This is a genomic window from Chromatium okenii, from assembly GCF_002958735.1.
In the GTDB taxonomy this organism is placed as follows: Bacteria; Pseudomonadota; Gammaproteobacteria; order Chromatiales; family Chromatiaceae; genus Chromatium; species Chromatium okenii_A.
On record NZ_PPGH01000037.1, the window covers coordinates 341,832 to 368,119 of the forward strand.

General features: G+C 48.6%; 27 protein-coding genes and 9 pseudogenes. 28 read left to right on the forward strand and 8 right to left on the reverse strand.

Features of this window, described 5'->3' with window-relative positions:
• Window positions 1-107: 107 nt before the first annotated feature.
• From CXB77_RS13390 to CXB77_RS13490, 22 genes and pseudogenes are all read left to right on the forward strand, one after another.
• Entirely contained in the window at window positions 108-674 is a 567-nt protein-coding gene (locus tag CXB77_RS13390; RefSeq protein ID WP_105074300.1) for a flagellar basal body-associated FliL family protein, read from the forward strand.
• Window positions 675-689: 15 nt separating this feature from the next.
• Window positions 690-1,671 (forward strand): annotated as a pseudogene (fliM, locus tag CXB77_RS13395) (flagellar motor switch protein FliM).
• An 11-nt stretch (window positions 1,672-1,682) separates the two neighbouring features.
• Window positions 1,683-2,180, forward strand: coding sequence for a flagellar motor switch protein FliN (fliN, locus tag CXB77_RS13400; protein ID WP_105074301.1), 498 nt, complete (start codon window positions 1,683-1,685; stop codon window positions 2,178-2,180).
• A gap of 9 nt (window positions 2,181-2,189) precedes the next feature.
• Window positions 2,190-2,621, forward strand: a complete 432-nt coding sequence (gene fliO, locus CXB77_RS13405; protein WP_105074302.1) for a flagellar biosynthetic protein FliO — start codon at window positions 2,190-2,192, stop codon at window positions 2,619-2,621.
• Window positions 2,618-3,367, forward strand: a complete 750-nt coding sequence (gene fliP / locus CXB77_RS13410) for a flagellar type III secretion system pore protein FliP (protein ID WP_105074303.1) — start codon at window positions 2,618-2,620, stop codon at window positions 3,365-3,367. The genes fliO and fliP overlap by 4 nt, the downstream gene beginning before the upstream one ends.
• A gap of 8 nt (window positions 3,368-3,375) precedes the next feature.
• Window positions 3,376-3,645, forward strand: coding sequence for a flagellar biosynthesis protein FliQ (gene fliQ / locus CXB77_RS13415; protein WP_105074304.1), 270 nt, complete (start codon window positions 3,376-3,378; stop codon window positions 3,643-3,645).
• A 4-nt stretch (window positions 3,646-3,649) separates the two neighbouring features.
• Window positions 3,650-4,423, forward strand: coding sequence for a flagellar biosynthetic protein FliR (gene fliR, locus CXB77_RS13420; RefSeq protein ID WP_105074305.1), 774 nt, complete (start codon window positions 3,650-3,652; stop codon window positions 4,421-4,423).
• 1 nt (window position 4,424) lies between these two features.
• A pseudogene (gene flhB / locus CXB77_RS13425) lies at window positions 4,425-5,570 on the forward strand (flagellar biosynthesis protein FlhB).
• 71 nt (window positions 5,571-5,641) lie between these two features.
• Window positions 5,642-5,845: an FHIPEP family type III secretion protein gene (locus CXB77_RS24680; RefSeq protein WP_431520731.1), complete on the forward strand. Its 204-nt coding sequence runs from the start codon at window positions 5,642-5,644 to the stop codon at window positions 5,843-5,845.
• A 64-nt stretch (window positions 5,846-5,909) separates the two neighbouring features.
• Window positions 5,910-7,676 (forward strand): annotated as a pseudogene (locus tag CXB77_RS13430) (flagellar biosynthesis protein FlhA).
• 44 nt (window positions 7,677-7,720) lie between these two features.
• Window positions 7,721-8,958: pseudogene (flhF, locus tag CXB77_RS13435) on the forward strand (flagellar biosynthesis protein FlhF).
• Window positions 8,959-8,968: 10 nt separating this feature from the next.
• A pseudogene (locus CXB77_RS13440) lies at window positions 8,969-9,840 on the forward strand (MinD/ParA family protein).
• A pseudogene (locus CXB77_RS13445) lies at window positions 9,840-10,574 on the forward strand (RNA polymerase sigma factor FliA). Before CXB77_RS13440 ends, CXB77_RS13445 begins: the two co-directional pseudogenes overlap by 1 nt.
• Before the next feature lie 33 nt (window positions 10,575-10,607).
• Window positions 10,608-10,878 (forward strand): annotated as a pseudogene (locus tag CXB77_RS13450) (response regulator); the annotation flags it as partial.
• Between the two features lie 238 nt (window positions 10,879-11,116).
• Complete coding sequence (locus CXB77_RS13455; protein WP_105074307.1) at window positions 11,117-11,893, forward strand: protein phosphatase CheZ; 777 nt, start codon at window positions 11,117-11,119, stop codon at window positions 11,891-11,893.
• A 25-nt stretch (window positions 11,894-11,918) separates the two neighbouring features.
• A pseudogene (locus tag CXB77_RS13460) lies at window positions 11,919-14,002 on the forward strand (chemotaxis protein CheA).
• Between the two features lie 3 nt (window positions 14,003-14,005).
• A pseudogene (locus tag CXB77_RS13465) lies at window positions 14,006-15,081 on the forward strand (protein-glutamate methylesterase/protein-glutamine glutaminase).
• A gap of 1 nt (window position 15,082) precedes the next feature.
• Window positions 15,083-15,829, forward strand: a complete 747-nt coding sequence (locus CXB77_RS13470; protein WP_105074308.1) for a flagellar motor protein — start codon at window positions 15,083-15,085, stop codon at window positions 15,827-15,829.
• A gap of 6 nt (window positions 15,830-15,835) precedes the next feature.
• Complete coding sequence (gene motD, locus CXB77_RS13475; RefSeq protein ID WP_105074309.1) at window positions 15,836-16,711, forward strand: flagellar motor protein MotD; 876 nt, start codon at window positions 15,836-15,838, stop codon at window positions 16,709-16,711.
• 70 nt (window positions 16,712-16,781) lie between these two features.
• Window positions 16,782-17,264, forward strand: coding sequence for a chemotaxis protein CheW (locus CXB77_RS13480; RefSeq protein ID WP_105074310.1), 483 nt, complete (start codon window positions 16,782-16,784; stop codon window positions 17,262-17,264).
• 40 nt (window positions 17,265-17,304) lie between these two features.
• Window positions 17,305-17,514, forward strand: a complete 210-nt coding sequence (locus CXB77_RS13485) for a hypothetical protein (RefSeq protein ID WP_105074311.1) — start codon at window positions 17,305-17,307, stop codon at window positions 17,512-17,514.
• A gap of 98 nt (window positions 17,515-17,612) precedes the next feature.
• Window positions 17,613-18,083: a DUF2802 domain-containing protein gene (locus tag CXB77_RS13490; RefSeq protein ID WP_105074312.1), complete on the forward strand. Its 471-nt coding sequence runs from the start codon at window positions 17,613-17,615 to the stop codon at window positions 18,081-18,083.
• Between the two features lie 5 nt (window positions 18,084-18,088).
• On the opposite strand, the gene CXB77_RS13495 is transcribed toward CXB77_RS13490, so the two are convergent.
• From CXB77_RS13495 to flgA, 8 genes are all read right to left on the reverse strand, one after another.
• Window positions 18,089-18,379 carry an EscU/YscU/HrcU family type III secretion system export apparatus switch protein gene (locus tag CXB77_RS13495; protein ID WP_242445712.1) on the reverse strand — a complete coding sequence of 97 codons (291 nt, stop codon included), beginning with the start codon at window positions 18,377-18,379 and terminating at the stop codon, window positions 18,089-18,091.
• 2 nt (window positions 18,380-18,381) lie between these two features.
• On the reverse strand, window positions 18,382-18,942 hold the full coding sequence (locus CXB77_RS13500) for a flagellar hook-length control protein FliK (RefSeq protein WP_172452672.1): 561 nt from the start codon (window positions 18,940-18,942) through the stop codon (window positions 18,382-18,384).
• Window positions 18,890-19,318 carry a hypothetical protein gene (locus CXB77_RS19845; RefSeq protein ID WP_172452673.1) on the reverse strand — a complete coding sequence of 143 codons (429 nt, stop codon included), beginning with the start codon at window positions 19,316-19,318 and terminating at the stop codon, window positions 18,890-18,892. The genes CXB77_RS13500 and CXB77_RS19845 overlap by 53 nt, the downstream gene beginning before the upstream one ends.
• Window positions 19,288-19,740, reverse strand: coding sequence for a hypothetical protein (locus tag CXB77_RS13505; RefSeq protein WP_105074315.1), 453 nt, complete (start codon window positions 19,738-19,740; stop codon window positions 19,288-19,290). The genes CXB77_RS19845 and CXB77_RS13505 overlap by 31 nt, the downstream gene beginning before the upstream one ends.
• Window positions 19,741-19,798: 58 nt before the next feature.
• Complete coding sequence (locus tag CXB77_RS13510) at window positions 19,799-20,542, reverse strand: flagellar brake protein (protein ID WP_146108824.1); 744 nt, start codon at window positions 20,540-20,542, stop codon at window positions 19,799-19,801.
• Between the two features lie 24 nt (window positions 20,543-20,566).
• Complete coding sequence (locus CXB77_RS13515; RefSeq protein WP_105074317.1) at window positions 20,567-21,064, reverse strand: flagella synthesis protein FlgN; 498 nt, start codon at window positions 21,062-21,064, stop codon at window positions 20,567-20,569.
• 33 nt (window positions 21,065-21,097) lie between these two features.
• Entirely contained in the window at window positions 21,098-21,526 is a 429-nt protein-coding gene (gene flgM, locus CXB77_RS13520; protein WP_172452674.1) for a flagellar biosynthesis anti-sigma factor FlgM, read from the reverse strand.
• Between the two features lie 209 nt (window positions 21,527-21,735).
• Window positions 21,736-22,482 (reverse strand): flagellar basal body P-ring formation chaperone FlgA, encoded by a 747-nt coding sequence (gene flgA / locus CXB77_RS13525; RefSeq protein WP_105074319.1) that lies wholly within the window; start codon window positions 22,480-22,482, stop codon window positions 21,736-21,738.
• A 148-nt stretch (window positions 22,483-22,630) separates the two neighbouring features.
• On the opposite strand from flgA, the gene CXB77_RS13530 reads away from it, so the two are divergent.
• From CXB77_RS13530 to CXB77_RS13550, 6 genes are all read left to right on the forward strand, one after another.
• The gene (locus CXB77_RS13530; protein WP_105074766.1) at window positions 22,631-23,554 is read left to right on the forward strand and encodes a chemotaxis protein; all 924 of its coding nucleotides are present in this window, start codon (window positions 22,631-22,633) and stop codon (window positions 23,552-23,554) included.
• A 66-nt stretch (window positions 23,555-23,620) separates the two neighbouring features.
• A complete protein-coding gene (locus CXB77_RS13535) occupies window positions 23,621-24,430 on the forward strand; it encodes a CheR family methyltransferase (protein WP_105074320.1) in 810 nt (269 codons plus the stop codon).
• Window positions 24,431-24,439: 9 nt separating this feature from the next.
• On the forward strand, window positions 24,440-24,673 hold the full coding sequence (locus CXB77_RS19310) for a hypothetical protein (protein ID WP_146108825.1): 234 nt from the start codon (window positions 24,440-24,442) through the stop codon (window positions 24,671-24,673).
• Between the two features lie 49 nt (window positions 24,674-24,722).
• On the forward strand, window positions 24,723-25,127 hold the full coding sequence (gene flgB, locus CXB77_RS13540) for a flagellar basal body rod protein FlgB (RefSeq protein ID WP_105074767.1): 405 nt from the start codon (window positions 24,723-24,725) through the stop codon (window positions 25,125-25,127).
• A gap of 7 nt (window positions 25,128-25,134) precedes the next feature.
• A complete protein-coding gene (gene flgC, locus CXB77_RS13545) occupies window positions 25,135-25,557 on the forward strand; it encodes a flagellar basal body rod protein FlgC (protein WP_105074321.1) in 423 nt (140 codons plus the stop codon).
• Window positions 25,558-25,568: 11 nt separating this feature from the next.
• Window positions 25,569-26,252, forward strand: coding sequence for a flagellar hook assembly protein FlgD (locus tag CXB77_RS13550; protein WP_105074322.1), 684 nt, complete (start codon window positions 25,569-25,571; stop codon window positions 26,250-26,252).
• The last annotated feature ends 36 nt before the right edge of the window (window positions 26,253-26,288 follow it).

Here is a 26,288-nt window from a genome sequence, read left to right on the forward strand (position 1 = left end):
TGTGATGCAGATTTCCAATAATCTGGTATGCTGATTATTATTCAACGTGAGACGCCGTTTTAGCGCGTAACATTTCCGAATTTAAGATAATTTTGTCAGGAAAAAACATGGCCAAAAAACCCTCTCCAGCCCCTGAAACTAAAACAGAAGAAGTATCAAACAACGGTAAACTCAAACTGATTTTGTTGATTGTTGGAATTGTGTTAGTGCTCTTTGTGGGCGCAGGGGCTGCTTATTACTTTTTAATTTATGCTCCAGCGGCGCATAGTGAAGTGGCAGATGACGCAAATCATTCAGAAACTGCTCCAACCACAGATGAACATGCCGCTGCATCAAACGAACATCCTATTGATCAAGTTCCGGTGATTTATCATGCCTTTGATCCTATAACAGTGAACATCGCTGCCGGAGGACCTGGGAAATATTTGCGTATTAGCATCGTTGTTGTGACCCGCACCACCGGCGTTATTACCGCGCTGGATAAAAATTTGCCGATGATTCGCAATGATTTACTTATTCGCTTATCAGGGCAAAGTTATTCTGTACTTAATAGCACTGACGGTAAAAACGCACTGCGTGAAGACCTGAAGAAAATGCTAACTGATATTCTAATGAAAGCACGAGAACCTGCTGATATTCAGGATATTTTGTTTACAGATATGGTTATGCAATAAAGGATTTATAATAGCATGGCACAGCAAACCGATATTCTCAGTCAAGACGAAATTGATGCGCTACTACATGGCGTCGATGATGGTGATATCGATACAGGTGCGAATCCTTTTCCTGCCGATGGTAATGCGCGACCATTCGACTTTGCGACCCAAGAACGCATTGTGCGTGGGCGAATGCCTACGCTCGACATGATTAATGAACGTTTTGCACGTTATTTACGTATTCATTTATTTAATTTGCTGCGCCGTTCATCCGAAGTTTCGGTGATTGGAGCACGAATTACTAAATTTTCTGAATACGTTCATGGTCTCTACGTTCCCACAAGTTTGAATATGGTAAGAGTTATTCCATTGCACGGTACGGGCTTTTTGTACTGGATCCAAAACTGGTATTTAGTTTGGTTGATAACTTTTTCGGTGGCGACGGGCGTTATTATTCGCGTATTGAAGGGCGCGATTTTACTGCGATGGAATTACGAGTTATTAAAAACTTGCTTGATGCTGCATTTGAAGATATGCAAAAAGCTTGGGAGCCAGTTATGGATTTGACCTTTGAGTTTATTAACTCAGAGGTTAATCCGCAATTCGCCAACATTGTTAGTCCAACCGAAATTGTTGTTATCAATGATTTTCACATTGAATTAGATGGTGGTGGTGGCAATCTGCATGTCACCTTACCTTATTCAATGATCGAGCCAATTCGTGAGCAATTGGATACTGGGTTACAATCGGATCGTTCTGGTGTCGATGAACGTTGGTTACGCGCCCTTCAAGAAGAAATCCCTACTGCAGTTGTTAATATTAGTTCAACTTTAATTGAAACGGAGTTAACTGTTGATGAATTACTAGATATGCGTATAGGTGATATTATTCCGTTAATTTGCCTGAAACTGTGGTTTTATTCGTTGAAGATATACCACTTTTTCGAGGGAAATTTGGCGTTTCAAATGGGCATAATGCCATTAAAATTTCTGAATATATCCAAGCCAAGCATTAACGGATAGCGATATGAGTGATAATACTGATTTAGGCGATGCCATTGCTGATGATTGGGCTTCAGCATTAGAAGAACAAAAAGAAGCGACCGCACCGCCAGACTTACCACCAGAACGTCCGGCAGCACGACAGAATAGCGGTAGACCGACACCAAAACTGCGCCGTTTTGGTGAAGAAACAATGGATTCGCTCAATGCTCAACCAATGAATCCAGATGATTTTTCAGGTACTGCGCCAGCATCGTTAGAAAATCTTAATCTCAACATGCTGTTGGATGTACCGGTGACTATTTCAATGGAAATTGGGCGCTCACGAATAACTATTCGTAACTTATTGCAATTAAACCAAGGCTCGGTAGTGGAATTAGATCGGCTGGCAGGTGCGCCACTTGATGTTTTAGTAAATGGCACTTTAATTGCGCATGGTGAGGTGGTTGTTGTGAATGAGAAATTTGGTATCCGTTTAACCGATGTCATTAGTCCAAGCGAGCGAGTTCGCAAACTTCGGTAGATCGCGGTGATGTCTAAATTCAATACTTTAATTTATTTCTGCGGAATATGGTTTGCAGGAATATCGTCAACAGTATTAGCGAATACTCCACCTGCCACTGTTTCAACACAAGCAGCGGGCTATCTCACTCAGCTTGTTGGTGGTTTAGTTCTCGTTATCCTACTCATTTTGGTTATGGCTTGGTTATTACGTCGCTTGCCAGGAATAATAATGCAGGGATCACCAGTCATTGAAATTTTAGCAGTGCGCGTAATTGGAAACCGTGAACGTTTACTATTAATACAAATAGGTGAAGAACAACTATTAGTGGGCGCAACGCCAGCTGGATTATGTCATTTGCATACATTACAAACTCCCGTTGCAGTGTCATTGCCTGAACCACAAACTAATGATTTCGCAAAGCTACTGAACAAAATCCGCAATTCAGGACTAAAGCCATGACAAAACGTTGGCAAATCGGACTGCTAATTGTTGGTCTGGTATTGCCGGAAATGATATTTGCACAAATTGGCGGAATGAATGCAGTTACCGTTACTACCGCTCCTAATGGCGGGCAAGTTTATTCGTTAACGCTACAAATTCTAATACTAATGACGTTGCTGACGCTTTTGCCATCGGCACTCATTATGCTGACGTCCTTTACTCGGATCATTATTGTACTCGCCATTTTGCGCCAAGGATTAGGCACTTCACAAACACCATCCAATCAAATTCTATTAGGGCTTGCATTTTTCTTGACCCTTTTCGTAATGGCTCCAGTGTTTCAAGAAATCTATGACACTGCGGTATTGCCTTATCTTGCTGAGAAACTTGGTACTGAAGAAGCAATTACTAAAGCTGTTAAGCCTTTACGCGCATTCATGTTAGAACAAACTCGAGAAACTGATCTTGCGTTGTTTGCAGAGATTCGAGGAATTGATGGTTTTGAATCGCCAGATGCTATTCCACTCAATTTATTAGTGCCGTCGTTTATTATTAGCGAACTGAAAACAGCATTTCAAATTGGATTTTTAATTTTAATTCCATTTTTAATTATTGATTTAGTGGTTGCGAGTGTGCTGATGTCAATGGGTATGATGATGCTGTCGCCACTCATTATTTCGCTGCCGTTCAAAATCATGCTATTTGTTCTGGTCGATGGCTGGTCATTGATTATGGGAACATTGGCGCAAAGTTTTTACAGTTGAGGTCACACATGACACCAGAAATGGTATTGGACATTGGTAAAGAAGCGGGTGAGATTATTATTCTGCTATCAGCGCCGCCACTATTGGCAGGATTAATCATCGGTTTAATTATCAGCATGATTCAGGCTGCAACCCAGATTCAAGAAATGACACTGAGTTTTATTCCTAAATTGTTAGGCATTGGTGCGGCGTTAGTGTTTACTGGACATTGGATGTTGTCGCTAATCACTGATTACGTCACGCGCTTATATCATTCAATCCCTAATTTAATCGGCTAATTGTATGACCCTGGCTGCTGAAGAGATTGCGCTATGGGTGGGTGCGTGGATGTGGCCATTTGTGCGAATTAGTGCAATGCTACTGGTAGCACCGCTTTTTGGGGCGCGTCATGTCAATATCCGTGCCCGTTTAGGATTAGGATTATTATTAGCGTTGATTGTTGTTCCGCAATTGAAAGCGCCACCATTGATTGATCCGCTAAGTATAGAAGGTCTGGTTGTAGCACTGCGTCAAGTGTTAATCGGCATTGCACTTGGTTTTATTCTACAAATGATTTTTTCATCATTAACGCAAGCAGGTGAATATATCGCGTTATCTATGGGTTTAGGATTTGCATCAGCGATGGACCCTGTGGGCGGTGTTCAGGTGCCCATGATTTCACAGTTTCTTACCATTTTAGCGATGCTAATTTTTCTCGCCTTAAATGGTCATTTGGTTTTAATTCAATTGTTATTGAAAAGTTTTGAAACGCTACCGGTGACAGGTGAAGGGTTAACTACCGATGATTTATGGGCAGTAGTGAGCTTTGGCAACGTGATGTTTTCTCATGCGCTGTTAATCGCCTTGCCAGCAATGGCGGCATTGTTATTAGTTAATTTAGCAATGGGTGTCGTCACACGCGCATCACCGCAGTTAAATATCTTTGCCATTGGGTTTCCATTAACGATTTTAGCGGGATTTATCATTTTAATTCTGACGTTGCCAAGTTTTCCAGCACGCATTGGTGAATTGTTATTCGCCGCATTTGCGTTAATTCAGCAAATAACGAGCGTCTGAAATGGCTGAAAACGAAAATGGTCAGGAACAAAGCGAAGAGCCAACGGCTAAACGTTTACGCGATGCGCGAGAAAAAGGACAGGTTGCTCGGTCACGCGAATTTAATACGCTAGTGATTTTAATCGCAGGCGGTGCTTATTTTAAGTTTCTTGGCAGCACTTTTACAACAGATTTACTTGCATTATTAAAAGAGGCATTGACTTTAGATCGGCATTTAATTTTTGAAACGACACTATTGGTTCCACATTTACAGGAACTGATGACTCGCGCCATGCTTATTGTTGCGCCGCTGTTTGGCTTAATGATGACAATTGCGATTTTAGGTCCTATTTTAATTGGCGGTGCAAACTTTTCAGCACAGGCTTTTTCGCCTAAGTTTTCTAAACTAAATCCGTTAACCGGAATGAAGCGACTGTTTTCAGTGCAGGGTTTGCTCGAACTGATTAAGGCATTGAGTAAATTTACTTTAGTGAGTGTGGTCGCATGGATCGCAATTAGTGGCGTTTGGAATACGTTGATGAATCTCGGTGAATTGCCAATTGAAAAGGCAATTATGCAAACTGGTGACATGGCAGTAACGTTATTTTTAATCGCCTCTGCATCGTTATTAGTCGTGGCGTTAATAGATGTGCCTTTTCAGTTGTGGACGCACAATAAACAGTTGCGAATGACGTTGCAGGAAATTAAAGACGAATACAAAGAAAGCGATGGTAAACCAGAAGTTAAGGGGCGCATTCGGCAATTGCAGCAGGAAATGGCGCGGCAGCGCATGATGTCAGAAGTGCCAAAGCAGATGTGATTATTACTAATCCAACGCATTACGCAGTGGCATTAATATCAATCAGAAACGATGTCTGCGCCACTGTTATTAGCAAAAGGTGTGGATGAAACTGCGCAAGCAATTCGTGAATTAGCAAAAGAGCATCATATTACGCAAGTGCAAGCGCCAAAAGTTGCACGTGCTATTTATTTCACTACAGAAATTGGTCAAGAAATACCCAATGGTTTATTCGTCGCAGTAGCGCGTTTATTGGCTTATGTGTATCAATTAAAACAAGAAGATGTTGAGGATTTAACACTGCCAGATGATTTACCTGTGCCCGATGAATATCTTGATCAACGCACTGCTCGGCGTATTCGGCGGTAATTGCTAATGGCGACGCTGGGCGAACGAATTAGCGGCGGGTTGGGGCGCTTGGGTTTGGGTGCACCGCTGATGTGCTGGCGTTGCTGGCGATGTTGGTATTACCGCTGCCGCCGCTGGCGCTGGATTTATTGTTTACATTCAACATTGCACTGTCGTTGATCGTGGTGATGGTGGCGGTTTATACGCCGCGTCCGGTCGATTTCGCTGCCTTTCCAACCATTTTGCTGTTGGCGACGCTGCTGCGGCTGGCGCTCAACGTCGCGTCAACGCGGTGATTTTGCTCAAAGGGGCGAAGGCACTGACGCTGCCGGTCAAGTGATTGAAGCCTTTGGACAATTCGTGCTGGGCGGCAACTTTGCGATTGGGCTGGTGGTGTTTGCGATTCTGGTCATCATCAACTTTGTCGTGGTGACTAAAGGCGCAGGCGGGTGTCGGAAGTCAGCGCCCGGTTCACGTTGGACGCCATGCCCGGCAAGCAGATGGCGATTGATGCCGATCTCAACGCTGGGCTGATTTCGCAGGAAGATGCCCGCAAACGCCGGGCGGATGTGGCGCAGGAAGCTGATTTTTACGGCTCAATGGACGGCGCCAGCAAGTTTGTGCGCGGCGATGCAGTCGCGGAATTCTGATTCTATTCATCAACATTCTCGGCGGCATCATCATCGGCACGACCCAGCACGGCATGACGTTTAACGATGCTGCGAATAATTATGTGCTGCTGAGTATCGGGACGGTTTGGTCGCGCAGTTGCCCGCGCTGCTGCTGTCATCGGCGACGGCAATTGTGGTTACTCGCGCCAACACTGCGCAGGACATGGGGCAGCAGGTTTTTGGTCAACTGTTCTCCAATCCGCGTGTGCTTTACGTTGCCGCTGGCGTGATTGCGATTCTCGGCATCATTCCCGGAATGCCCAATCTGGTGTTTATCGGTCTGTCGTCGATGCTGGCGGGTGGCGCTTATCTGCAAAGTCGCAACCCGCCGGAACTCGCCGTTGAAGGCGGTGAGCTACAACAACTGCTGCCGGGCGGTGGTGAAGCGCCAGCGCCAGCGGGCGAGCAGGAGCTGTCGTGGGATGACGTGCCGCCGGTAGATTTGGTCACGCTGGAGGTCGGTTATCGCCTGATTCCGCTGGTGGATCGCAGTCAAGACGGGCAGTTAATGGGACGAATCAAAGGAATTCGCCGCAAGTTGTCACAGGAATTCGGCTTTTTAATTCAGCCGGTGCACATCCGCGACAACCTCGATCTTGGTCCCAATCAATATCGAATTTCGCTGCTCGGCGTCATCACCGCAGAAGCCGAGGTGTTCCCAGATCGGGAGCTGGCAATCAATCCCGGCGAGGTGTTCGGCGTCGTGCCCGGCACACCCACCAAAGACCCCACGTTCAATCTCGACGCGCTGTGGATTGACCCGCTGGATCGGGAAGCTGCGCAGGGCGCGGGTTATACCGTGGTCGATGCCGCGACCGTGATTGCCACGCATCTGTCGCAGGTATTCCGCGATAACGCGCACCGTTTGATCGGTTATGAAGAGGTGCAGCATCTGCTCGACCAACTGACGCGGCATTCGCCCAAACTGGTGGAAAATCTGCTGGCATCAAAAACCGTGCCTCTGGGTTTACTGTTGAAAGTATTACAAAATTTGCTTGCCGAGCAGGTAGCGATCCGCGATCTGCGCTCCATCGTCGAGATTTTGGCGGAACGTGCGCCCAAGAGTCAGGATTCTGCCGTCCTCACTGCCGCAGTGCGGATCGCGCTTTCGCGGTCGATTGTGCAGGACTTGGTGGGTCCAGAGGATGAATTGCCGTTGATTGCGCTTGATCCCGCTTTGGAGCAAATTTTGCATAAGTCGTTTCAAGGCAGTCAGGGCGAATCGATCGGAATTGAGCCGGGGCTTGCGGAGCGGGTGCAGCGTTCAGTCGCTGAAGCTGCCCGCCAACAAGAAAGCGAAGGTGCTCCGGCGGTGCTCGTCGTCGCACCGGAAATTCGCGCTTGGATTGCCAATTGGCTACGCGGGGCAGTGCGCAATTTGACCGTTTTAGCCTTCACCGAAATACCGGATAACCGGCGCATTCGGGTCGTCGCCACCGTCGGCAAGGGTGGCTAACCCACGTCCGATGCAGGTTGAGCGAGCGAACAGGAGTGATGCAGATGAATGTACGGCGATATCGGGCGCGGGATATGCGGGATGCACTGCGGCAGGTGCGCGAGCAGCAGGGCGCGGATGCGGTCATTCTGTCGAGTCGCCGAGTTGATGGCGTGTTGGAAGTAGTCGCAGCTTGCGATCCGGCGCTGGCAGCAAATGTCACCGAATCTTCGGATGATGCAGAAATGCGCCCCACGTCGCCGACTGCGGTTGATCCAGATTTAGCTGCGATGCGCCGCGAGCTGTGCGATTTGCGGACGCTGTTGATGCGCCAGCAAGTGTGGAGCGAACAGGATCAATGGATGGCGCAGTATCCGCTGGCCGCAGAATGTGTGGAACGGCTGCGCAATTGCGGATTTCACGAGAAGCTGGCGCGGAGTTTAGCGGGCAGCATTCAGGAAGATTTAACGCCAGAAACGGCATGGGCGCGGCTGCGTACTCGGCTGTCAGCATCCATCGCCACTGCAACGCCCACCGTGCTGGAACGCGGTGGTATGCTCGCTTTAATCGGTCCAACTGGCGTGGGCAAAACGACGACGATTTGTCGGCTGGCGCTGCGGCAGATTCGGCGGCTGGGGCGCGACGCAGTGAGTTTGGTTACGCTCGACCGGCAGCGCGTTGGCGCTTATAAACAGTTGCAAGCGTTCGGGCAAATGGCGGGAATTCCAGTCATGCTGCTGGAAAGCGAACGTGATTTGGTGGCGCTGGCAGATCGTGCTGGTGACGGCAAATTAATTTTAATTGACACCGAAGGGCAATCAGCGCGGTCAGCAGCGGAACGCAATTTATTTGCGAAAGTGCGCCACCAACTCGCGTTAGAAACTTGGTTGGTGATTCCGGCGACGCATCAAGCAGCGGTGTTGCGGCAGGTATTACAAGCCTTTCAGGGCAGCGATCCGTCGGCGCTAGTGTTGACCAAAGTTGATGAAGCCGAACAATTGGGCGAAACCCTGTCCGTGTTATTGGAACAGCCGCTGGGTTTGGTGTTTTACAGCGACGGTCAACGGATTGATGAAGATTTTCATAAAGCCGACACCACTTATCTCATGTCACGGGCGTTGCAAGAACCGACGCGACCAACGGCACGATTGATTGCAGAACGGGATGCGCCAGCACCAATGCCAAGCCGTCGCCCCCAGAATCGGAATTAGAGCCATTGCCAAGGCGAGCATCTTTCGTTGCGCAGCCCCATCCTCCGCGAGAGACGATGGTTTTAGAATCGGTGGTTCCTTTCAGGAAGTAAGTTGATGCAAATGCCAATGCGGAGGAACCGACCGCTGAAAACGATCGCCATTGCGAGCGGCAAGGGTGGTGTCGGCAAAACGAACGTTGCGGTCAATCTCGCAGTATCACTCGCACGCATGGGGCGGCGCGTGATGTTATTTGATGCTGATCTCGGTCTTGCCAACGCGGATTTATTACTCGGATTGCGTCCGACTCGAAGTTTGCACGATCTTGTTACCGGCGCAGTAGACACGCTGGAGGAAATTCTCATTGAAGGACCTCATGGCTTACTGTTGGTGCCATCTGCTTCGGGAATCAGCAGCATGGCGAACCTATCGCCAGCTGAACACGCTGGATTAATTCGCGCATTTAGCACGTACAATCAACCGCTAGATGTGTTGATTGTGGATACTGCCGCTGGGCTACAAGAGTCAGTGACTAGTTTTTGCGTTGCAGTACAAAATGTCTCAGTGGTGATTTGCGATGAACGGCGTCTTGACCGATGCGTACGCGCTCATTGATTTGCGATGAACCGGCGTCTTTGACCGATGCGTACGCGCTCATTAAAGTGTTACATCAAGAGCATGGCTTGCGACGATTTCGCGTGATCGGCAACATGTTACGCACACCTGAAGCGGGAAGACGTCTGATGCAAAAATTATCCTCGGTGTGTATGCAATATCTGCCTGATGTGATTTTAGAAGCATCGGGTATGATTCCAATGGACGAAGATTTGCGCCGCGCCGTACAGCGCCGCGAGCCGGTAGTCAGTTTGTTTCCGGGGAGCTTGTCGGGGCGGGCGCTGATTGAGTTAGCACGTCAGGCTGATCGCTGGACAGTGGCAGACAATGACACTGGCGGCATCGGCTTTTTCGTTGAACGGATGTTGCAAAGTGCGTGATGGTTCCGAACCGTTCCCTACCAGGATATTCCGGTCACACCGATCAATCCGATCAATTGGTGACGGCACATCTTGATCTCGTGCGACGGGTTGCCCATCATTTGTTGGCGCGTTTACCTGCATCGGTACAGATTGAAGATTTGGTGCAATCTGGAATGATTGGGTTAATTGAAGCCTCGCGTCAGTTTTCAACCCGGTCAAGGGCAACCTTTTCTACCTATGCGAGCATTCGTATTCGCGGTGCAATGATTGACGAATTGCGCCGTTGCGATTGGACTCCGCGCTCGGTTCACCGCAATAGTCGCCGTATTGCAGAGACCATTCGGCAGGTTGAAGCGCGAGAAGGACGGGCAGCGCGGGATGCAGAAATTGCCGCAATGCTAGAAGTCAGCATGAGCATGATTATATGCGATGTTGCAGGATTGTGCCGGAACACGAATTTTAGGCTGGGAAGAGTTGTTTGGTGAGGATGCTGATCACCAAGCCCAGCAATGCAGTTTGAGCAAAGTCAATTGCGCAATGCGCTGGCAGAAGCATTAGCAGGCTTACCGGAAAAAGAACGATTGGTGTTGTCACTGTATTACGATGAAGAACTTAATCTTCGAGAAATTGGTGCCGTTCTCGGCGTTACTGAATCACGGGTGAGCCAAATTCGTAGCCAGTCATTACATCGTTTACGCGTGCGTATGAATGAGTGGATTCAAAACGCAGCAAGTTCATCATCATCCATTTAATTAATTCCACGGGAGGTTTGTGTGGATACAGGTATGAAAATTCTCATTGTGGATGATTTTTCTACAATGAGACGTATTATTAAAAATCTCCTCCGCGAATTGGGTTTTAATAACACCATGGAAGCGGATGATGGCAGTACCGCACTGCCGATGTTGAAAGGCGGCGGATTTGATTTTCTAGTCACTGACTGGAATATGCCGAATATGGAAGGCATTGATCTGTTGCGGCAGTGCGAGCTGATCCAGCATTAAAGAACCTGCCTGTATTAATGGTGAAGCGGAAGCAAAACGCGATCAGATCGTGTTTTGAACGCATCGATGGTTTTAAGAGCATTTGCGTCTGTATGCTAGCGACTTTATGGGTTGTTGCCACGTTATTAAATGATGTTGTTGGTTGGAGTTTTGACCATCGATATCAGAGTGCAAGAGCCGTAATTTGATTCCTGCCGCGTTATCAACGGTGTTCGCCTGAGAATCGTCGATGGATAATGATGAAGAAAGTCTAGTTTTTCCAATTGCAACTTGCGCGGCAGTTGGTTTCGATGGATAATGATGAAGAAAGTCTAGTTTTCCAATTGCAACTTGCGCGGCAGTTGGTTGAACATCTGGAAGTAGGCAATTCCAGTGACGCATCCAATGTGATTCGCAGCTGCGTATTCCATATGAGCGAGAACTATTTGATGTTTGAGGAACTCGGTAAACTGACTCGTGATTTACACGAAGCATTAAATAGTTTTCGCGGAGATTCTCGTTTAACTGAATTAACCCGCGACGAAATTCCTGATGCGAAGGAACGTCTCAATTATGTCGTGACCATGACTGAGCAGGCGACGCATCGCACACTCAATGCGCTTGATGAAGCCATGCCGATTGCTGAATCGCTCCATGAACGTTCTCAGTCATTAACTGGTAATTGGCAACGCTTCCGCCGCCGTGAACTTTCAGTTGAGGAATTCCGTGAATTTGCGCGGGCACTGGATGTATTTTTCACTGCCAGCAGCGAAGAAACCGAGCGTTTACGGTCGCTGATGTCGGAAGTGATGATGGCGCAGGATTTCCAAGACCTGACCGGGCAAATTATTCGGCGCGTGATTCGCTTAGTGCATGAAGTTGAAGAAAATTTGGTTGGACTGATTCGCTTGTCGAGTGCACGCATGGATTCTGTTCATGGTTCCAAGGCGGCGAAAGCTGCCGTCACACATGATGCGGAAATCGTTACAAGTCATGGACCGATTGTCCCCAACACCCACGATGCGACAGCAGATGTGGTCAGCGGACAAGACGACGTGGATGCGCTGCTGTCTAGTCTGGGCTTTTAAGTTCACTGCTATCAGGTGATTTTGCATGGCAATCGATCCGCAAGATGAAATTCTTCAGGATTTTCTGGTTGAGGCTGGAGAACTGCTCGAAGCCCTGAACGAACAATTGATCGACTTGGAGCAAAATCCCGAAGACCGCGATCTATTAAATGCGGTTTTCCGCAGCTTCCACACCATTAAGGGTGGCGCAGGCTTCCTTAATCTCAACGCGCTGGTGGTGGTCTGTCACCACGCCGAGGACGTGTTCAATCTGCTGCGCAACAATCAGCGCAAAATTGAACCGTTTTTGATGGATACCGTGTTGCGTGTTCTCGATGTACTCAACGTCATGTTCGGTGATTTGAAATCAGGGCATGAACCCGATCCAGCACCCGATAAACTCATTGAAGATTTGGCGCGTCTGGCAGTTCCGGGTGAAGCGATTGCGCCACCGCGCCCAGCCGCTCCACCTCCAGCAGCAGTGGTAAAACCAACACCGCCACCAGTTGCAGCTCCTGCGCAAAATGGCATTGGTGCGACTGATGACATCACTCAGGAAGAATTTGAATCACTCCTCGACATCATGTCGGGTACGAATTCACCCGCGAAAGTCGCGCCAGCGCCGCCACCCAAAGCACCAACCACATCGATAGCCACATCTCTTCCTGAATCGGGTGATCTGATCACCGCCGAAGAATTTGATGCACTGCTTGATCAGTTGCAGGGTAATAAAAAAGTTTCTGTTACCAGCGCCGAAGACGCAGCATCTGTTGCGAAACCGGCAGCTGCGTCAACAGCGCCGCCTGTTGCAGCAGCAAATTTAAGCGAAGGATCAAGTAGTTCTGGCGAGCGCGATGACGCAGCCAGCAGCACTGCGACCAAAACTCCACGCAACGCCGCTGCGAATACTGGCGCAGAAACTTCGGTGCGGGTAGACACGCAACGCCTTGATGAAATTATGAATTTGGTCGGCGAGTTAGTGCTGGTGCGCAATCGCATGACCATGTTGCGCACTCGCACAATGGACGACGAACTCGGCAAAGCGATTGGCGCGTTGGCGCTGGTGACTGCCGATCTGCAAACGGCGGTGATGAAAACCCGAATGCAGCCGATCAAAAAGGTATTCAGTCGTTTTCCGCGAGTGGTGCGCGATTTGGCGCGCAGTCTCGGCAAGGAAATTGATCTGGAAATTTTCGGCGAAGATACGGATTTAGATAAGAATTTAGTGGAGGCACTGGCTGATCCGCTGGTGCATTTAATTCGTAACGCAGTCGATCATGGCGTGGAAATGCCCGCAGTCCGCGAGGCAAATGGCAAACCGCGCAAAGGCACGGTGATTCTCGGCGCAGCGCAGGAAGGCGATCATATTTCGCTGATTATTCAGGACGATGGGCGCGGCATGGACCCGGTGGTATTGCGGCGCAAAGCGGTTGAAAAAAGTTTGCTCGAACCGTCGATGGCGGAACGTTTATCGGATCGGGATTCGTTCAATCTCATTTTCCTCGCGGGGCTATCGACCAAAGAAGAAATTTCCGATGTGTCCGGGCGCGGCGTGGGCATGGATGTCGTGAAAACGCGCATTGCCCAGCTCAACGGCACCATCGAAATTGATTCCACCATCGGGCGCGGCACCAAATTGTTGGTCAAGTTGCCGTTAACCTTGGCGATTTTACCGGCGCTGATGGTGATTCTGGACGGGCGGCAATTTGCAATTCCGCTGGCGTCCGTGTCGGAAATCCTCGATCTCGATTTAACCCGCAGTCATTTTGTTGACGATCAAGAAGCAATCATGGTGCGCGGTCATGCGTTGCCGCTGTATTACATCGGGCGTTGGCTGCATCCGGGACGTTTAATCGAACCCAAAACCGAAGCGCATGTCGTGGTTGTTCACGTCGCGCAGCGCAAAGTTGGGCTGGTGGTGGACGGTTTGGTTGGTCAGGAAGAAGTGGTCATCAAGCCGCTCGGCGTGGTTTGCAAGGCGTGCCGGGATTGGCGGGAGCGACGATCACTGGTGACGGCGGAATCGCGTTGATTATTGATGTTCCCGAACTGCTGCGGCTGATGGGGCGTCCGGGATATGGCGGACGCGGATCACGCGTTGCCCGTCCGGTCGCGGGAGCAGGGGTTTAAGCAATGGCATTACGAGTGGTTGTCGTTGATGATTCTGGGTTTTTTCGCAGACGCATCGTCGAAATTCTCAATGCTGATATTGGCATCGAAGTTGTCGGTACTGCGGTCAACGGACTCGAAGGCATCGAAGTCGTCAAGCGCCTTGATCCCGATGTCGTGACGATGGATATAGAGATGCCGGTGATGGACGGCATTACCGCCGTGCGCCGCATCATGGCGGAGTCGCCGCGTCCGGTGCTGATGTTTTCCACGCTAACCACTGAAGGCGCAAAAGCTACGCTGGATGCGCTGGATGCTGGCGCGATGGATTTCATGCCAAGCGGTTTAGCGAAATCGCCAAAGACGAAGACGCAGCCAAAGTCATGTTGCGGCGGCGGGTGCGAGCGCTGGCGCGGAGTCGCGTTCCGCATGTCATGCGTCCAATGGCGACGCGGGAGCGCGGGAGTGCTGCTTCCGAAATGGATACCGCAGCGTTGCCGCGAGCACCAGTCAGTTCGACGCCGCTGCATTCACTGCGTGCCGTGCTCATCGGCACTTCCACTGGCGGACCGGTGGCGTTGCAGGAAGTGTTAAAAGGATTACCCAAGAATTTTCCGTTGCCGATCATTTTAGTTCAGCACATGCCAGCGAGTTTTACGCCTGCATTTGCCCAGCGCCTCAATAATTTATGTGAAATTGGTGTGCGTGAAGCAGCCAGCGGCGATGTGTTGCAGCCCGGCTGCGCGTTACTTGCGCCGGGTGGTCAGCAAATGATTTTAGAAGGTGCTGGCGCACAAACGCGCATCCGTATTCAGGACAGTCCGCCGGGGACGATTTACAAACCCAGTGTTGACATTACGTTTCAGTCGGCAATAACGGCACTCAAAGGACAGGTTCTCGCCGTTGTACTGACTGGAATGGGCGCAGATGGGCGCGAAGGGACGCGAGCATTACGCGAACTGGGTGCGCATGTATGGGCGCAAGATGCTGCAAGTTGTGTAGTTTTCGGAATGCCCGCAGCAGTAATTGAAGCTGGACTTGCCGATCATATTCTGGCGCTCAAGGATGTAGGACCAGCATTAATAAAGAGTTTCTGCTGAGATGGATATTCTGAGTTTGATCGGGATTGCACTTGGTCTTTTCGCCATTCTCGGTGGCGCAGTGGCAAAAGGTAGCAGTCTGGGTGCACTCTGGAATATCGCAGCGTTCGTGATTGTGATCCTTGGCACGCTAGCGGCGACGCTGGTGCAGACACGTAAACAGGCGTTTTTACACGCTTTTCGGATTGTGTCTTGGGTATTTGTGCCACCCAAACTCGATCCGCGCCAAACGCTTGAGCGCATCGTGGAATGGTCGCAGGTGTCACGCAAAGAAGGTCTGCTGGGTTTAGAAGATTTTTCAGATATGGAAACTGATCCATTTATTCGCAAAGGATTGCAGTTATTAGTTGACGGCACTGAGCCGCTTGTGTTAAGGCAGATTCTCGAAGCTGATTTTGAAAACCGCGAAGCCTTTGATTTGCAAGGGGCGAAAGTATTTGAAAGTATGGGGATTTATTCACCAACGCTCGGCATCATCGGCGCAGTTATGGGATTGATGGCGGTGATGCAAAATCTCGCCGATCCCAGCAAACTTGGTCATGGTATTGCAGCGGCATTCGTCGCAACTATTTACGGCGTAGGGTTAGCAAATCTATTATTTTTACCGATCGCAACAAAACTCAAAAGCATTATTCAAACGCGAATTAATTACGAAACCATGTTATTAGAAGGTTTGGTATCAATAGCTGAAGGTGAAAATCCGCGCCATATTGAAAACAAACTGAATGGTTTTGTTCAAGGTCAATAAATTATCATGGCACATAAACGTCGCTGCGAAGAGCACACCAATCACGAGGCTTGGGCAATTCCTTACGGCGATCTCATTACGCTGTTATTAGCTTTTTTCGTAGTGATGTATGCCGTATCTGTTGTTGACGCTGGCAAATATCGTGTTTTATCGAATTCATTGGTAGAAGCATTTGGTTCACAAATTCCGCTTGAGCCCATTCAAATTGGCGATCCAAGTTTAGCGTCAAATCTGGCAGCCGATAATGTTAAACGCTTGTTAGTACCGATTGAAAATGCAACTTCTCCCACTGATGTTGCTATTGAAAATTCACTTGAAGCTGTCGATAACGCTGAACGTGCACGTATTCTAAAAGAAGTTAAAGAAATGTCGCAGGAAATTGAATCGTCGCTGGGCGGTTTAATCAATGACGATAAAATACAGGTGACACGCAAAGCCTATTGGCTAGAAATTACAATCAATTCTAGTCTATTGTTTTCTAGCGGATCGGCAACACTAGAAGCAGCCGCAAAACCAGCACTAGAAAGCGTTGCTGCAATTCTTGCTAAACGCGATGCACGTATTCACGTTGAAGGACATACTGATAATTTGCCAATTAAAAACCCAATTTATCCTTCAAATTGGGAGTTGTCATCTGGTCGCGCTGCAACAGTGGTCAGCTTGTTTGCGCAAAATGGAGTAAATCCTGAACGTATGGTGGCAATTGGTTATGCTGAATTTCAACCAGTAACCAATAATGATAGTGAAAATGGACGAGCACAAAATCGGCGGGTGTCAATTATTGTGTTACCCGCACCGCTGCAAGTAAGCTCTGAAACCAAGATAGAACCTGAACGCCTGCGCAGTGATTATTATGAGCCCGATGTCGGTCAAATTCGTTAAGCATTAACTGTAATTCATCTTCATTATTTAAAAATGGCTTTTACAATCATCTTTTAAGGACGCCGCCATAATGACCGAAGTCGAGCCAAAAACGAATACGAAAAGCGCCTCATCATCGTATGTAACCTTCAGTTTGGAGGAGGAAACTTATGCGATTGATGTGTTGCAGGTTCAAGAAGTGCTTAAAATCACTGAAATTGCGCCAGTGCCGGGCGTCCCCGATTACATTTTGGGTATTATTAATTTGCGTGGCGATGTCGTTACGGTGATTGATGCCCGGCGGCGAATGCAATTGCCTGAACGCGCTCCTGATGATGCTTCTCGCATTGTTATTATTGATGTGGATAATCAAAATGTAGGAATTTTGGTCGATTCTGTTGCAGAAGTAGTACGAATTCCACCAGATGAAGTTGATCCTGCGCCAGCCGTTGGTAATGATCAAACCAGTCGTTTTATTCTCGGTGTGAGCAGTAACGGCGAAAAACTCACAATTTTAATTGATCTCAATAAATTACTGTCCGACGATGAATGGGCAGCAATTCGTGAACACTAAATTTAGCGGTTAAACCTGTATTCAATTTTGGAATAAGCTGATGAATGATCTCATCACACCACCTGCTGCGATTGATTCTCACCACGCATCACGGTTGGTGGGCGATGAGCAGGAGCGCCGGTTTGCCCGCGAACACATGGTGTTACAGCGTTCGTTAGTGCTGAAAAATATTCGCAGCGGTTATCAGCAGCGCATGGTGATCGCCGAAAAGGTGAGCGGCGTTCATTGCGAGTACGTTTGGAACGTTTAGGAGGGAATCGGCGGGTAAAATTGATGACTATGCTTAAAGCAGTGAACTGGCTAGGATCGATTGAGAAACCACTTCTCGATCAATGTTAATTTGATTTCATGCTCATCAATGAAAATCCACTATTTGGATTGGTTTTATTTCTTCTCGCGTTCACTTTTATTGCGATCATTGCAGCGGTGTTTGCGCTGATTGCAGTATCAAAATTACGTCGTCAGATTAAAGACCTCAACGATAATTTCCAGCGTCAAAATACCTCATTACTCTCTTTACACGGTGCAATGAAAGTCATCGCCGAAGACGTGATTCAGCATAGTCAAAAGCAAACTGCGTTTGCCCGCACCCTTGAACGCCTGACCGATGAACACAGTGAAATGCGCCTGCGTGAAGTGGATTCAGGACTTTATCCTCAAGCGATTCAAATGATTTATGACGGACGCCGCCGTGAGGAAGTGCGCAAGTTATGCGCTTTGACTGAATCAGAAGTTGATTTGTTATTTAGTTTGCACGGGCAAGGCGCGAGCACCAGCAGTGCAACGGAGATGGAAACGGAAACGCTGCTACAACGCTAAGGCATTTAATCCGGCAATGTGGTTTGATACGGATCAATGCCTTCCAACATGAATACGAAAGTTAATACCTCTGCTACAGCAACATACAGGCTCTGCGGAATCTCATTACCGAGTGGAATCTGCGCCAATGCTTCTACTAACACTGGATTAGATTGCAGCGGAATTCCTTCTTCCTCCGCGACCCGCATAATTTCTGCTGCGGTATAGCCTTTACCGATTGCGGTCACTCGCGGCGCATTGCGTCGATCCCATTGCAATGCAACAGCTTTTAGCGATTTGATCTGCGTGTTGTCCACAATCAGCCCCGTTCTTGAATCATTGGCGCAGTGGGTGCGCACGACGGCGCAGTTGAATTGCTCTGAGGGCGATAGCCAGCATAAAGACTCGCAATATCAAGATGTTGTTCTGCGAGTTGCTGGCGCAACGTTTCCAAATGACTGCGTATCAGCGCCGCGCCCGCTTCCGTTCCCGCCTGTAAACCTGCGTCCAATCGCTCCATCCGCAAACTGAGATTGATCGACAGCGGACCAATGCGCGGTAAATTCAATTTTAATCGCATATTCCAGCGTTCATCTTCGGGGCGCGTTCCGCGACGTTCCCGTTCAATTTCGACATCAAGCATCAACAACGCACCACTTGGTATTCTGAACGGCAATTCCAACAGCCAGCGTGGTTGCGCACTATCACTGCTGAGACTGTGTAATTGTTGTGTCACCACGTGTTTAATCATGCCGTCGATGTCGTGAATCAACAGCTCTGAATGTGTTCGCTTTAATCGCGCTTGATGCGCAGCCGACCGCGTTACTTCAGTCATCGGCAAATGCTGCGACTCCGCTGTCCACATCAACATGCTCGGCATCGCTGGGCATCTCGTTCGCATCAAACGGCACTTCTGCATCAGCTTCCGACTGTGTCTTAGCTTCTGAATTGCCATCAGCGTTTGATTCTTCGCCACCAGTTTCCAGTGTGATTTCAGGGTCTTGATCATCGTCAATCCGATCATCATCCTCAGATTCAAGTGTCGATTCCGCATCATCAGATTCATCAGTTGCCGTATCGGTTTCCGATTCTGCTGGCGCATCAGCTTCTACGGTTGCCGCCATTTCTGTCATCACAGCTACTTCGGATGGCGCAGCATCGGGCGTTTCTGCGGATTCTGTCGGTTCAGGCGTTGATTCAATCGCACGCAGTTGTTCGGCCAAACTCAGCAACTGTCCTTTGAGGTCTTGCGCCAACGCCCCTGCGGTTGATTTGGCGCTGCGAGCGCCTGCGCCAGCTGCGCTTCCAACCAAATGCCGCTATTTTGGATCGCAGCAGCTAACTGTTGCGGCTGGGTTAAATCTTTGGTCGTGGCGAGGCAATTCACGAATGCAGCCACTAACTGCTGCTTCGCATCAAGCGGGGCGGCACTGGTGTTGAGTTGATTGACCCAACGGTCAAGCGTGGCGGTTAACGGTTGCGACTGCGGCAGATGTTGGCGGACTTGCGCAGCGATCCATGCCGACGAACTTGCAGCGGAAGTATTTGATAATCGAGAAGATTGTACTGGTGGAGACGGCGGTGACGCAGCCGCACTGGCTTTGCTGGTTGCTACAGCGGGCTTACTCAAAGGCGTTTTAGTTGTGCCTGTTAAGCTCGGAAGGAGTGGCTCGCGCATGGATCAGCACCGCTGAGAATGAAGATGCTAACAACAGTAACGCCTTAAATAAGCGGATTTAATCTGCTTTTTTACGTGCTTCGCGCTGGTAATACAGCGCCGCACGCATCAGGGCGCGTTCGGTTTGCGGATCAGAATGAATAATTGAAAAACCGGCAGCAGTAATGCCGGGATGTATTGAAGGACGCAGATTAACGAGTGTCGCTTGACCGGATAGTGGCGCTCTCAACTCCGGTAAATCCATATTGAAATAACGAAAATGTGTTTGTAACCATCGGGAATTGATTGTGCCATTCAGGACACCAATACAGAAACCTTTAATCGACAAATCAATCAATCGCGCCGTTAATTCTAGTTCCGATCTCTCATGCTGCAATGTTACGCTGCGTCGCTCATGGAGTGGCAATGGCACTCGAAAAATATCTCTGCGTTGTAGATAACTAATGTGAGTTGGATAAGCGCCAACGTAAAGCATATGCCCATCTTCAATGAAGATGTTATCAATCGTCATCACGAAGCGAATCGCAATCCCACGCAGACTGGCATAAATGTGGACAACATCGCCAACACTGAGCAATTCCTGAGCATCAAGGAGATTGAGTTCATCCAAATAAAGCTGCTGCGTTGCTTCATCCAATCGCACGAGTAGCGAATTGTATAATGGTCCTTTAGCATCAATGCGCACGCCAATTAAAACCAGTTGCTGGCGCATTTCATTCAGAATTGATGCAATACGCTCAGGTTTAATGACGGTGTGGGTATCATTGGTTTCCGGTTCCGTTGCAACTGGAGTTTGCTTCAAGGTGCCCAATCCGCTTGTCTCTCGTTATGCGTGAATAAGTGTGCGACTGCGCGAACTAGCAGATGCTGTGCGACCTTGCGGAGTATAAGTTGTGGAAGCGGTATCGTCACCTTTGAGAATGCGCAATAGGGTCGCAATGCGTTTGCGATCATGTTCGATGAGGCGAGCATTGGCGCGATTAAGTTGATCGCAGCGCATCCCTATTTCGCGCAGTTGTCCCCATTGTTCATTCAACGATTGTGCATTCTCAAATTGCGTAAAAAACTGCGCCACGCCGGAGTTGCTAAATGGCAGTTGTGCGGATTCAACCCATTGTTTTTGTTTCGCTGTTTCTGCTTCAAGCGCAACGACCAATGCACTTTTCTGTGTTACCACATGCTGTAGCGCGTCAGGCTTGCGTGTTGCAATGACACGAGCTTCTTCAAGCATGACCGTTTCTAATTGCGTGAGCAGTCGCAGCGAGCAAACCAGTGATTGCGCGAATTGCGTGGAAGAACCAGTAAACGTCGGTTGGTGAGTCATAGCAAACAACCTTCAACGAAATAATGTTTCAGATTAACGTGTAAACATCTCTTCAAAATCAAGCATCCGCTGGGCAAGACGCTGGTTGTCGATGGGATAGCGCCCTTCGGCAATTGCCGCTTTGATTTTAGCAACCTTATTGCTATCAAACGGGACTTCCGCCGCATTATTTAAGGCAGCAGTCATCGTGAGCGCAGTCGGCGTCAAGGTGACGGATTCACCAGTCGCGTTCATCCCTTGTGTTGATCCGCGAAACGCTGGCGCCACTGACGCTTGTTCTGTTAATGCAATTGTTTCGACGAAATGGGCGCTGGTGGTGCGGACAGGTTGATCTGGTTTGGTGATTTCGCCGCTCACATTGTTAACGACAGACGCAGTTAATCCAGCACTCACCCGTGCCTTTGCTGCTGAGTTTGCAGTCTCAGTGCGGTGGTTATTACCAGTCAGGCTTTTGATGTCCATGAGCATGATCCGAGTCAATACGAGCTTAATTTATCTAACGGCAATCGTGCCTAAAACTGTAGACACATTCACACTTTTAGCGGGCGTTGATGTGTTACGCCATTGAAACTACAACTCATTGTTTTTTATGAAAACGCAATGATGCGCCGCTGGAACTAAGTTTTAGTAAAATCAAGCATTTAGGAATTAGTCGGCGTGACTGCTGCGTTTCACAGCCCAAGCCGAACCGTTCCTGAAGACTCAACATAACCCTCAACAATCTGTTTTGACGTGCGATTACGGATGCGAATCCGCTGCCCGAGGACGCCATCTTCCAACGCTTCACCTTTCATTTGCACGGTTAATCCCGGTCTGCTTGAAAAAAGCGTGACCTGCTGACCGCGTTTGATCAATTTGGCCGCTGTCACCATCGTCGTATTCAAGACTTCACCGGGATTGAGCGCCCGTTTGGTTTGTAAACCAATGACTGCGTCAAGCGTGTCAAAATAGCCGTTGCTTAAAGTACGACTGGAAACGGTTTTAATTTGTACATCATCAGGTTGGATAATGTGCTGCCGCGCCAGCATTCGCGTCACCACCACCACTTCTTGTTCACGTTCCACCCGCACTGGAACCAGAATTGACCACGCGACCGGCGCACTACAGCGAACACTAATCGTGCCGTTATCAATTGAGCGTGTGCCCGGTGCCAGCTCGGCGCTGGGAATCTGGGCGCAGCGCGGCAGACGCAGACGACTGTCCAATTGAGCGATTTCGATCTGCGTGGTCGCAGGTTCCGCAGCGCCGAGTGTCGTTTGCACCAGCGTTCGCACAACTTCCACAATGCGTTCTAACGGTTCGCTATCAACCACTTGGGCATTCACGTCATGGCTGATCAACATCATGCTCATCAAGACCATACCGCACAGCATTGGTCCGATGATTGGTGTACGTGGCGCTATGGCAGCGAGGTGCATGATAAAAATCCTCTCTGGATGATGATGCCAATCAATTGAACGTTCACTTGCTGCCGAACGCGATATTTTGTGAGTAAATGCGGATCGACAAGCTAGGCTATCATCCTGTTAGACTTGATTGCGATCAATTGATCTGGAGATGTTGTTAATGAGTCACTTTATCGACGATATTGATCAGCGCACTCGCATGGTCGGTCATAATCGCATGGAATTGCTGCTGTTTCATCTGAGCAGTCGGCAAACATTTGGGATCAATGTGTTCAAAGTGCGCGAAGTGATCGCCAAGCCGACGTTGCGTCATTTGCCGGGGTCGAGTCACACCGTGCGCGGTGTTGCTAACATTCGCGGGCGCACTGTTTCGGTGGTGGATTTGGCGCTGGCGATTGGTTTAACGACTGCGGCAGCAGATGACGACGCTGATGCCAAGGTGATCGTGACCGAGTTTAATCGCTCGGTGCAGGGATTTTGGGTATCCGCAGTAGATCGCATTGTCAATGTCAACTGGGAAACCGTGAAACCGCCACCGCGTGGCACGGAACGCGAGAGTTATCTGGTTGCCGTCACCGAAGTAGACAGCCGTTTAGTCGAAATCATCGACGTTGAACGGGTGTTTGCGCAGATCAATCACCTCAAAACCAACGTTGCTGAAGATGTGCAACGACAGGCGCAGGTGCTGCACCATGATCGGCGAATTCTGGTCGTCGATGATTCGCTGGTGGCACGCAAGCAGATTGAACGGGCGATTTTAGAAATGGGCTTCCGCACAGAAACCCGTTCTGATGGACGGTCGGCACTGGATTATTTAGAAGAATTAGCAGCGGCTGATTTGGTCGATTCGTCGATTGAAATGATCATTGCTGATATTGAAATGCCGCGTATGGATGGCTATACGCTGACCCGCAACATTCGTGAAAACCCCAAATTAAAAAACTTACGGGTGATTCTACATTCCTCTTTAAGTGGTCAGTTTAATCACGATATGGTCAAACAAGCAGGAGCAAATGCGTTTCTCGCTAAATTTGATCCCACTGAATTAGCTTCAACAGTGCTCAAATATGTCCGTGAAAACTGACAGATTAAATTGCAGGTTGAATTGTTTTTCTTTCATTCCAATTGCTCAGAGTTCGCAGGTTAAACCGTGATTGATGCGCAGGATTACGCTGAATTCTCCCGATTTCTTGCTGATTGCTGTGGGCTGGTGCTCGGCGAAAACCGCCAATATCTCGTCTCTAGTCGTCTCTCGCGCCTGCTCGATGAATTCGCCTTTGCCAAGGTTGAGGATTTGCTGCGGGCGTTGCGGCGGTCGGCGGATCCAACGCTCAAATCCCGCGTCATTGATGCGATGACCACCAATGAAACTTCATGGTTTCGAGACAATTATCCCTTTGAAATTCTGCGTCAAACCGTGCTGCCGGAGTTGCTCGCCAAATCACGCCCAATTCGCATCTGGTCTGCTGCCTGCTCCAGCGGTCAGGAACCGTACAGCATCGCCATGGTGATCGCAGAATGGGAAGCCACGCACCCAATGAAAGCAAACGTCAACATTTTGGCGACCGACCTGTCCGAAGGTGTGCTGGCGCAAGCACGTTCTGGGTTGTATGACGGACTCAGCATCGTGCGTGGCCTCACTCCTGAGCGCCGTCAACGCTTTTTTGAGACGGTCAGCAATGGTCATCGGATTAAGCCAGAAATTCAGCAACGGGTGCGATTTCAAAAACTTAACCTCATGGATTCTTACGCTGCGCTGGGCAAATTTGAGATTGTGTTTTGTCGTAACGTGTTGATTTATTTCTCAGCAGACACCAAGCGTCGGATTTTTGACGGAATTGCCCGCCAAATGGATTCCGGTGGTTATCTATTCGTCGGCGCGTCAGAAGCTGTTGGCTCCTACACTGATGCCTTTGAAATCCTCCGTACTCCACAAGGCTCCATGTTAAGACGACGCTAACCAATTGTTTTGGTTAGATGTTTATTCCTTATCGTCGCTTTTAATCTTTCCGCTGTATTCGACACCGCTGCGTCATTAACGCCTGCTGTCGCCATTCTTAAAAATACCGTTGTTTATCAAACAACTGCTCGTGTATTAAATAAACCACTCAAGAAAACACCATTGCCTGCCGATGATGTTCAGCAAGCGATGGCGCAGCATCACGCAAATTTTTTGCGCAATCCATGGCACAGCATTTGCTGATTCTCAAATTGTCAGTATTCTCGACATTTCGATTTTCAGAGCCAACTTTATGAACCTGTCATTGGATAAAGCATTGGGCATTTTGCCAGCGTCGGTGACATTACAAGCGCATCGTACTGAATTGCTGGCATCTAATATCGCAAATGCCGATACACCGAATTACAAATCGCGTGATTTCGATATTAAAGGTCTTTTAGGCACACTGGTTGGTCGAGAAAAAACGCTCGATATTGTGAAAACGCAACCGAATCATCTTGCATTGCCAGGAAGCGTAGTGAGTGACACGCCAACCTTGCTATATCGTATTCCAGCTCAACCAGCACTTGATGGGAATACCGTTGATCCGCAATTAGAACGAGCTGCTTTTGCGGATAATGCAATGCACTATCAAAGCACCCTTGAATTCCTTAATCGGCGCGTTTCTAGTATTCGCGCTGCCTTGCGCAAGGAGTAATAAAACGATGAGCGGTGATCTGTTTCGTCTCTTTAATACCTCGGCATCAGCACTTACTGCGCAATCAATTCGATTGAATACGGTTGCGTCCAATTTAGCCAATGCAGCAACCGCATCAAAAACACCAGAAGAAACTTACAAATCAAAACAGGTGTTATTTCAAACCATACTTGATAAAGAAGACCCCGATCGCGCATCAATGCCCGTACGCGTTGCCGATATTGTTGATTCCCCTGCGTTACCAATTCCAATCTATGAACCCAATCATCCACAAGCCAATGCGGATGGTTATGTCTTTCGCCCAGCAATTAGTGTGGTTGAAGAAATGGCAAATATGATGTCTGCTTCGCGTAGCTATGAAGCAAATGTAGAAGTAATGAATACTGCGCGGCAGTTATTACAACGCACCCTTCAAGTTGGTCAGAATTAGGAGTAGCAATCATGGCTGATGTTTCTGCAGATTATAGTGGAATTGGTCTAACGACTTATTCGCCCAGCAATACAACCGTCAAGGAAAAAAGCGACAAACTTGGGCAAGCTGATTTTCTCAAACTCATGACTACCCAGTTGACCAATCAAGACCCATTAGAGCCTATGGAAAATGGTGATTTTCTTGGTCAAATGGCGCAGTTTTCAACCGTCACGGGCATTGAATCACTCACCAAAGAATTCAATACGCTGTCATTGTCTTTGAATCAAAGCCAAGCATTACAAGCAGCGACATTAGTTGGTAAAAATGTGCTTGCACCAGCAACTAAAATGACCTTGACTGATGCAGGTCAATCTGTAAATGGCGCCGTTGATTTATCCGCATCTACATCGGGTATTACTGTGAATGTCACGGATGCGAGTGGGCAATTGGTGCGTAGTCTCAATCTCGGTAGTTTGAGTGCCGGTTTGCAAGAATTTAGTTGGGATGGTTTAAATGATAGTGGTAAAGCGGTTCCCGCTGGAGCCTATACATTTCAAATTACCGGTCAAAACGACGGTAAAACAGAAGTTTTAGAGACACTGCTCAACGGTCAAGTAAAGAACGTTGCTTACGATAGCGCAAGTAGTGGGCTAAAACTCAATGTCCAAGGTCTTGGTAACATTGGTTTTTCAGATGTTTATCGCATTGGCTAATCACACTATTTACTGATTATTCACGTCACACAGGAG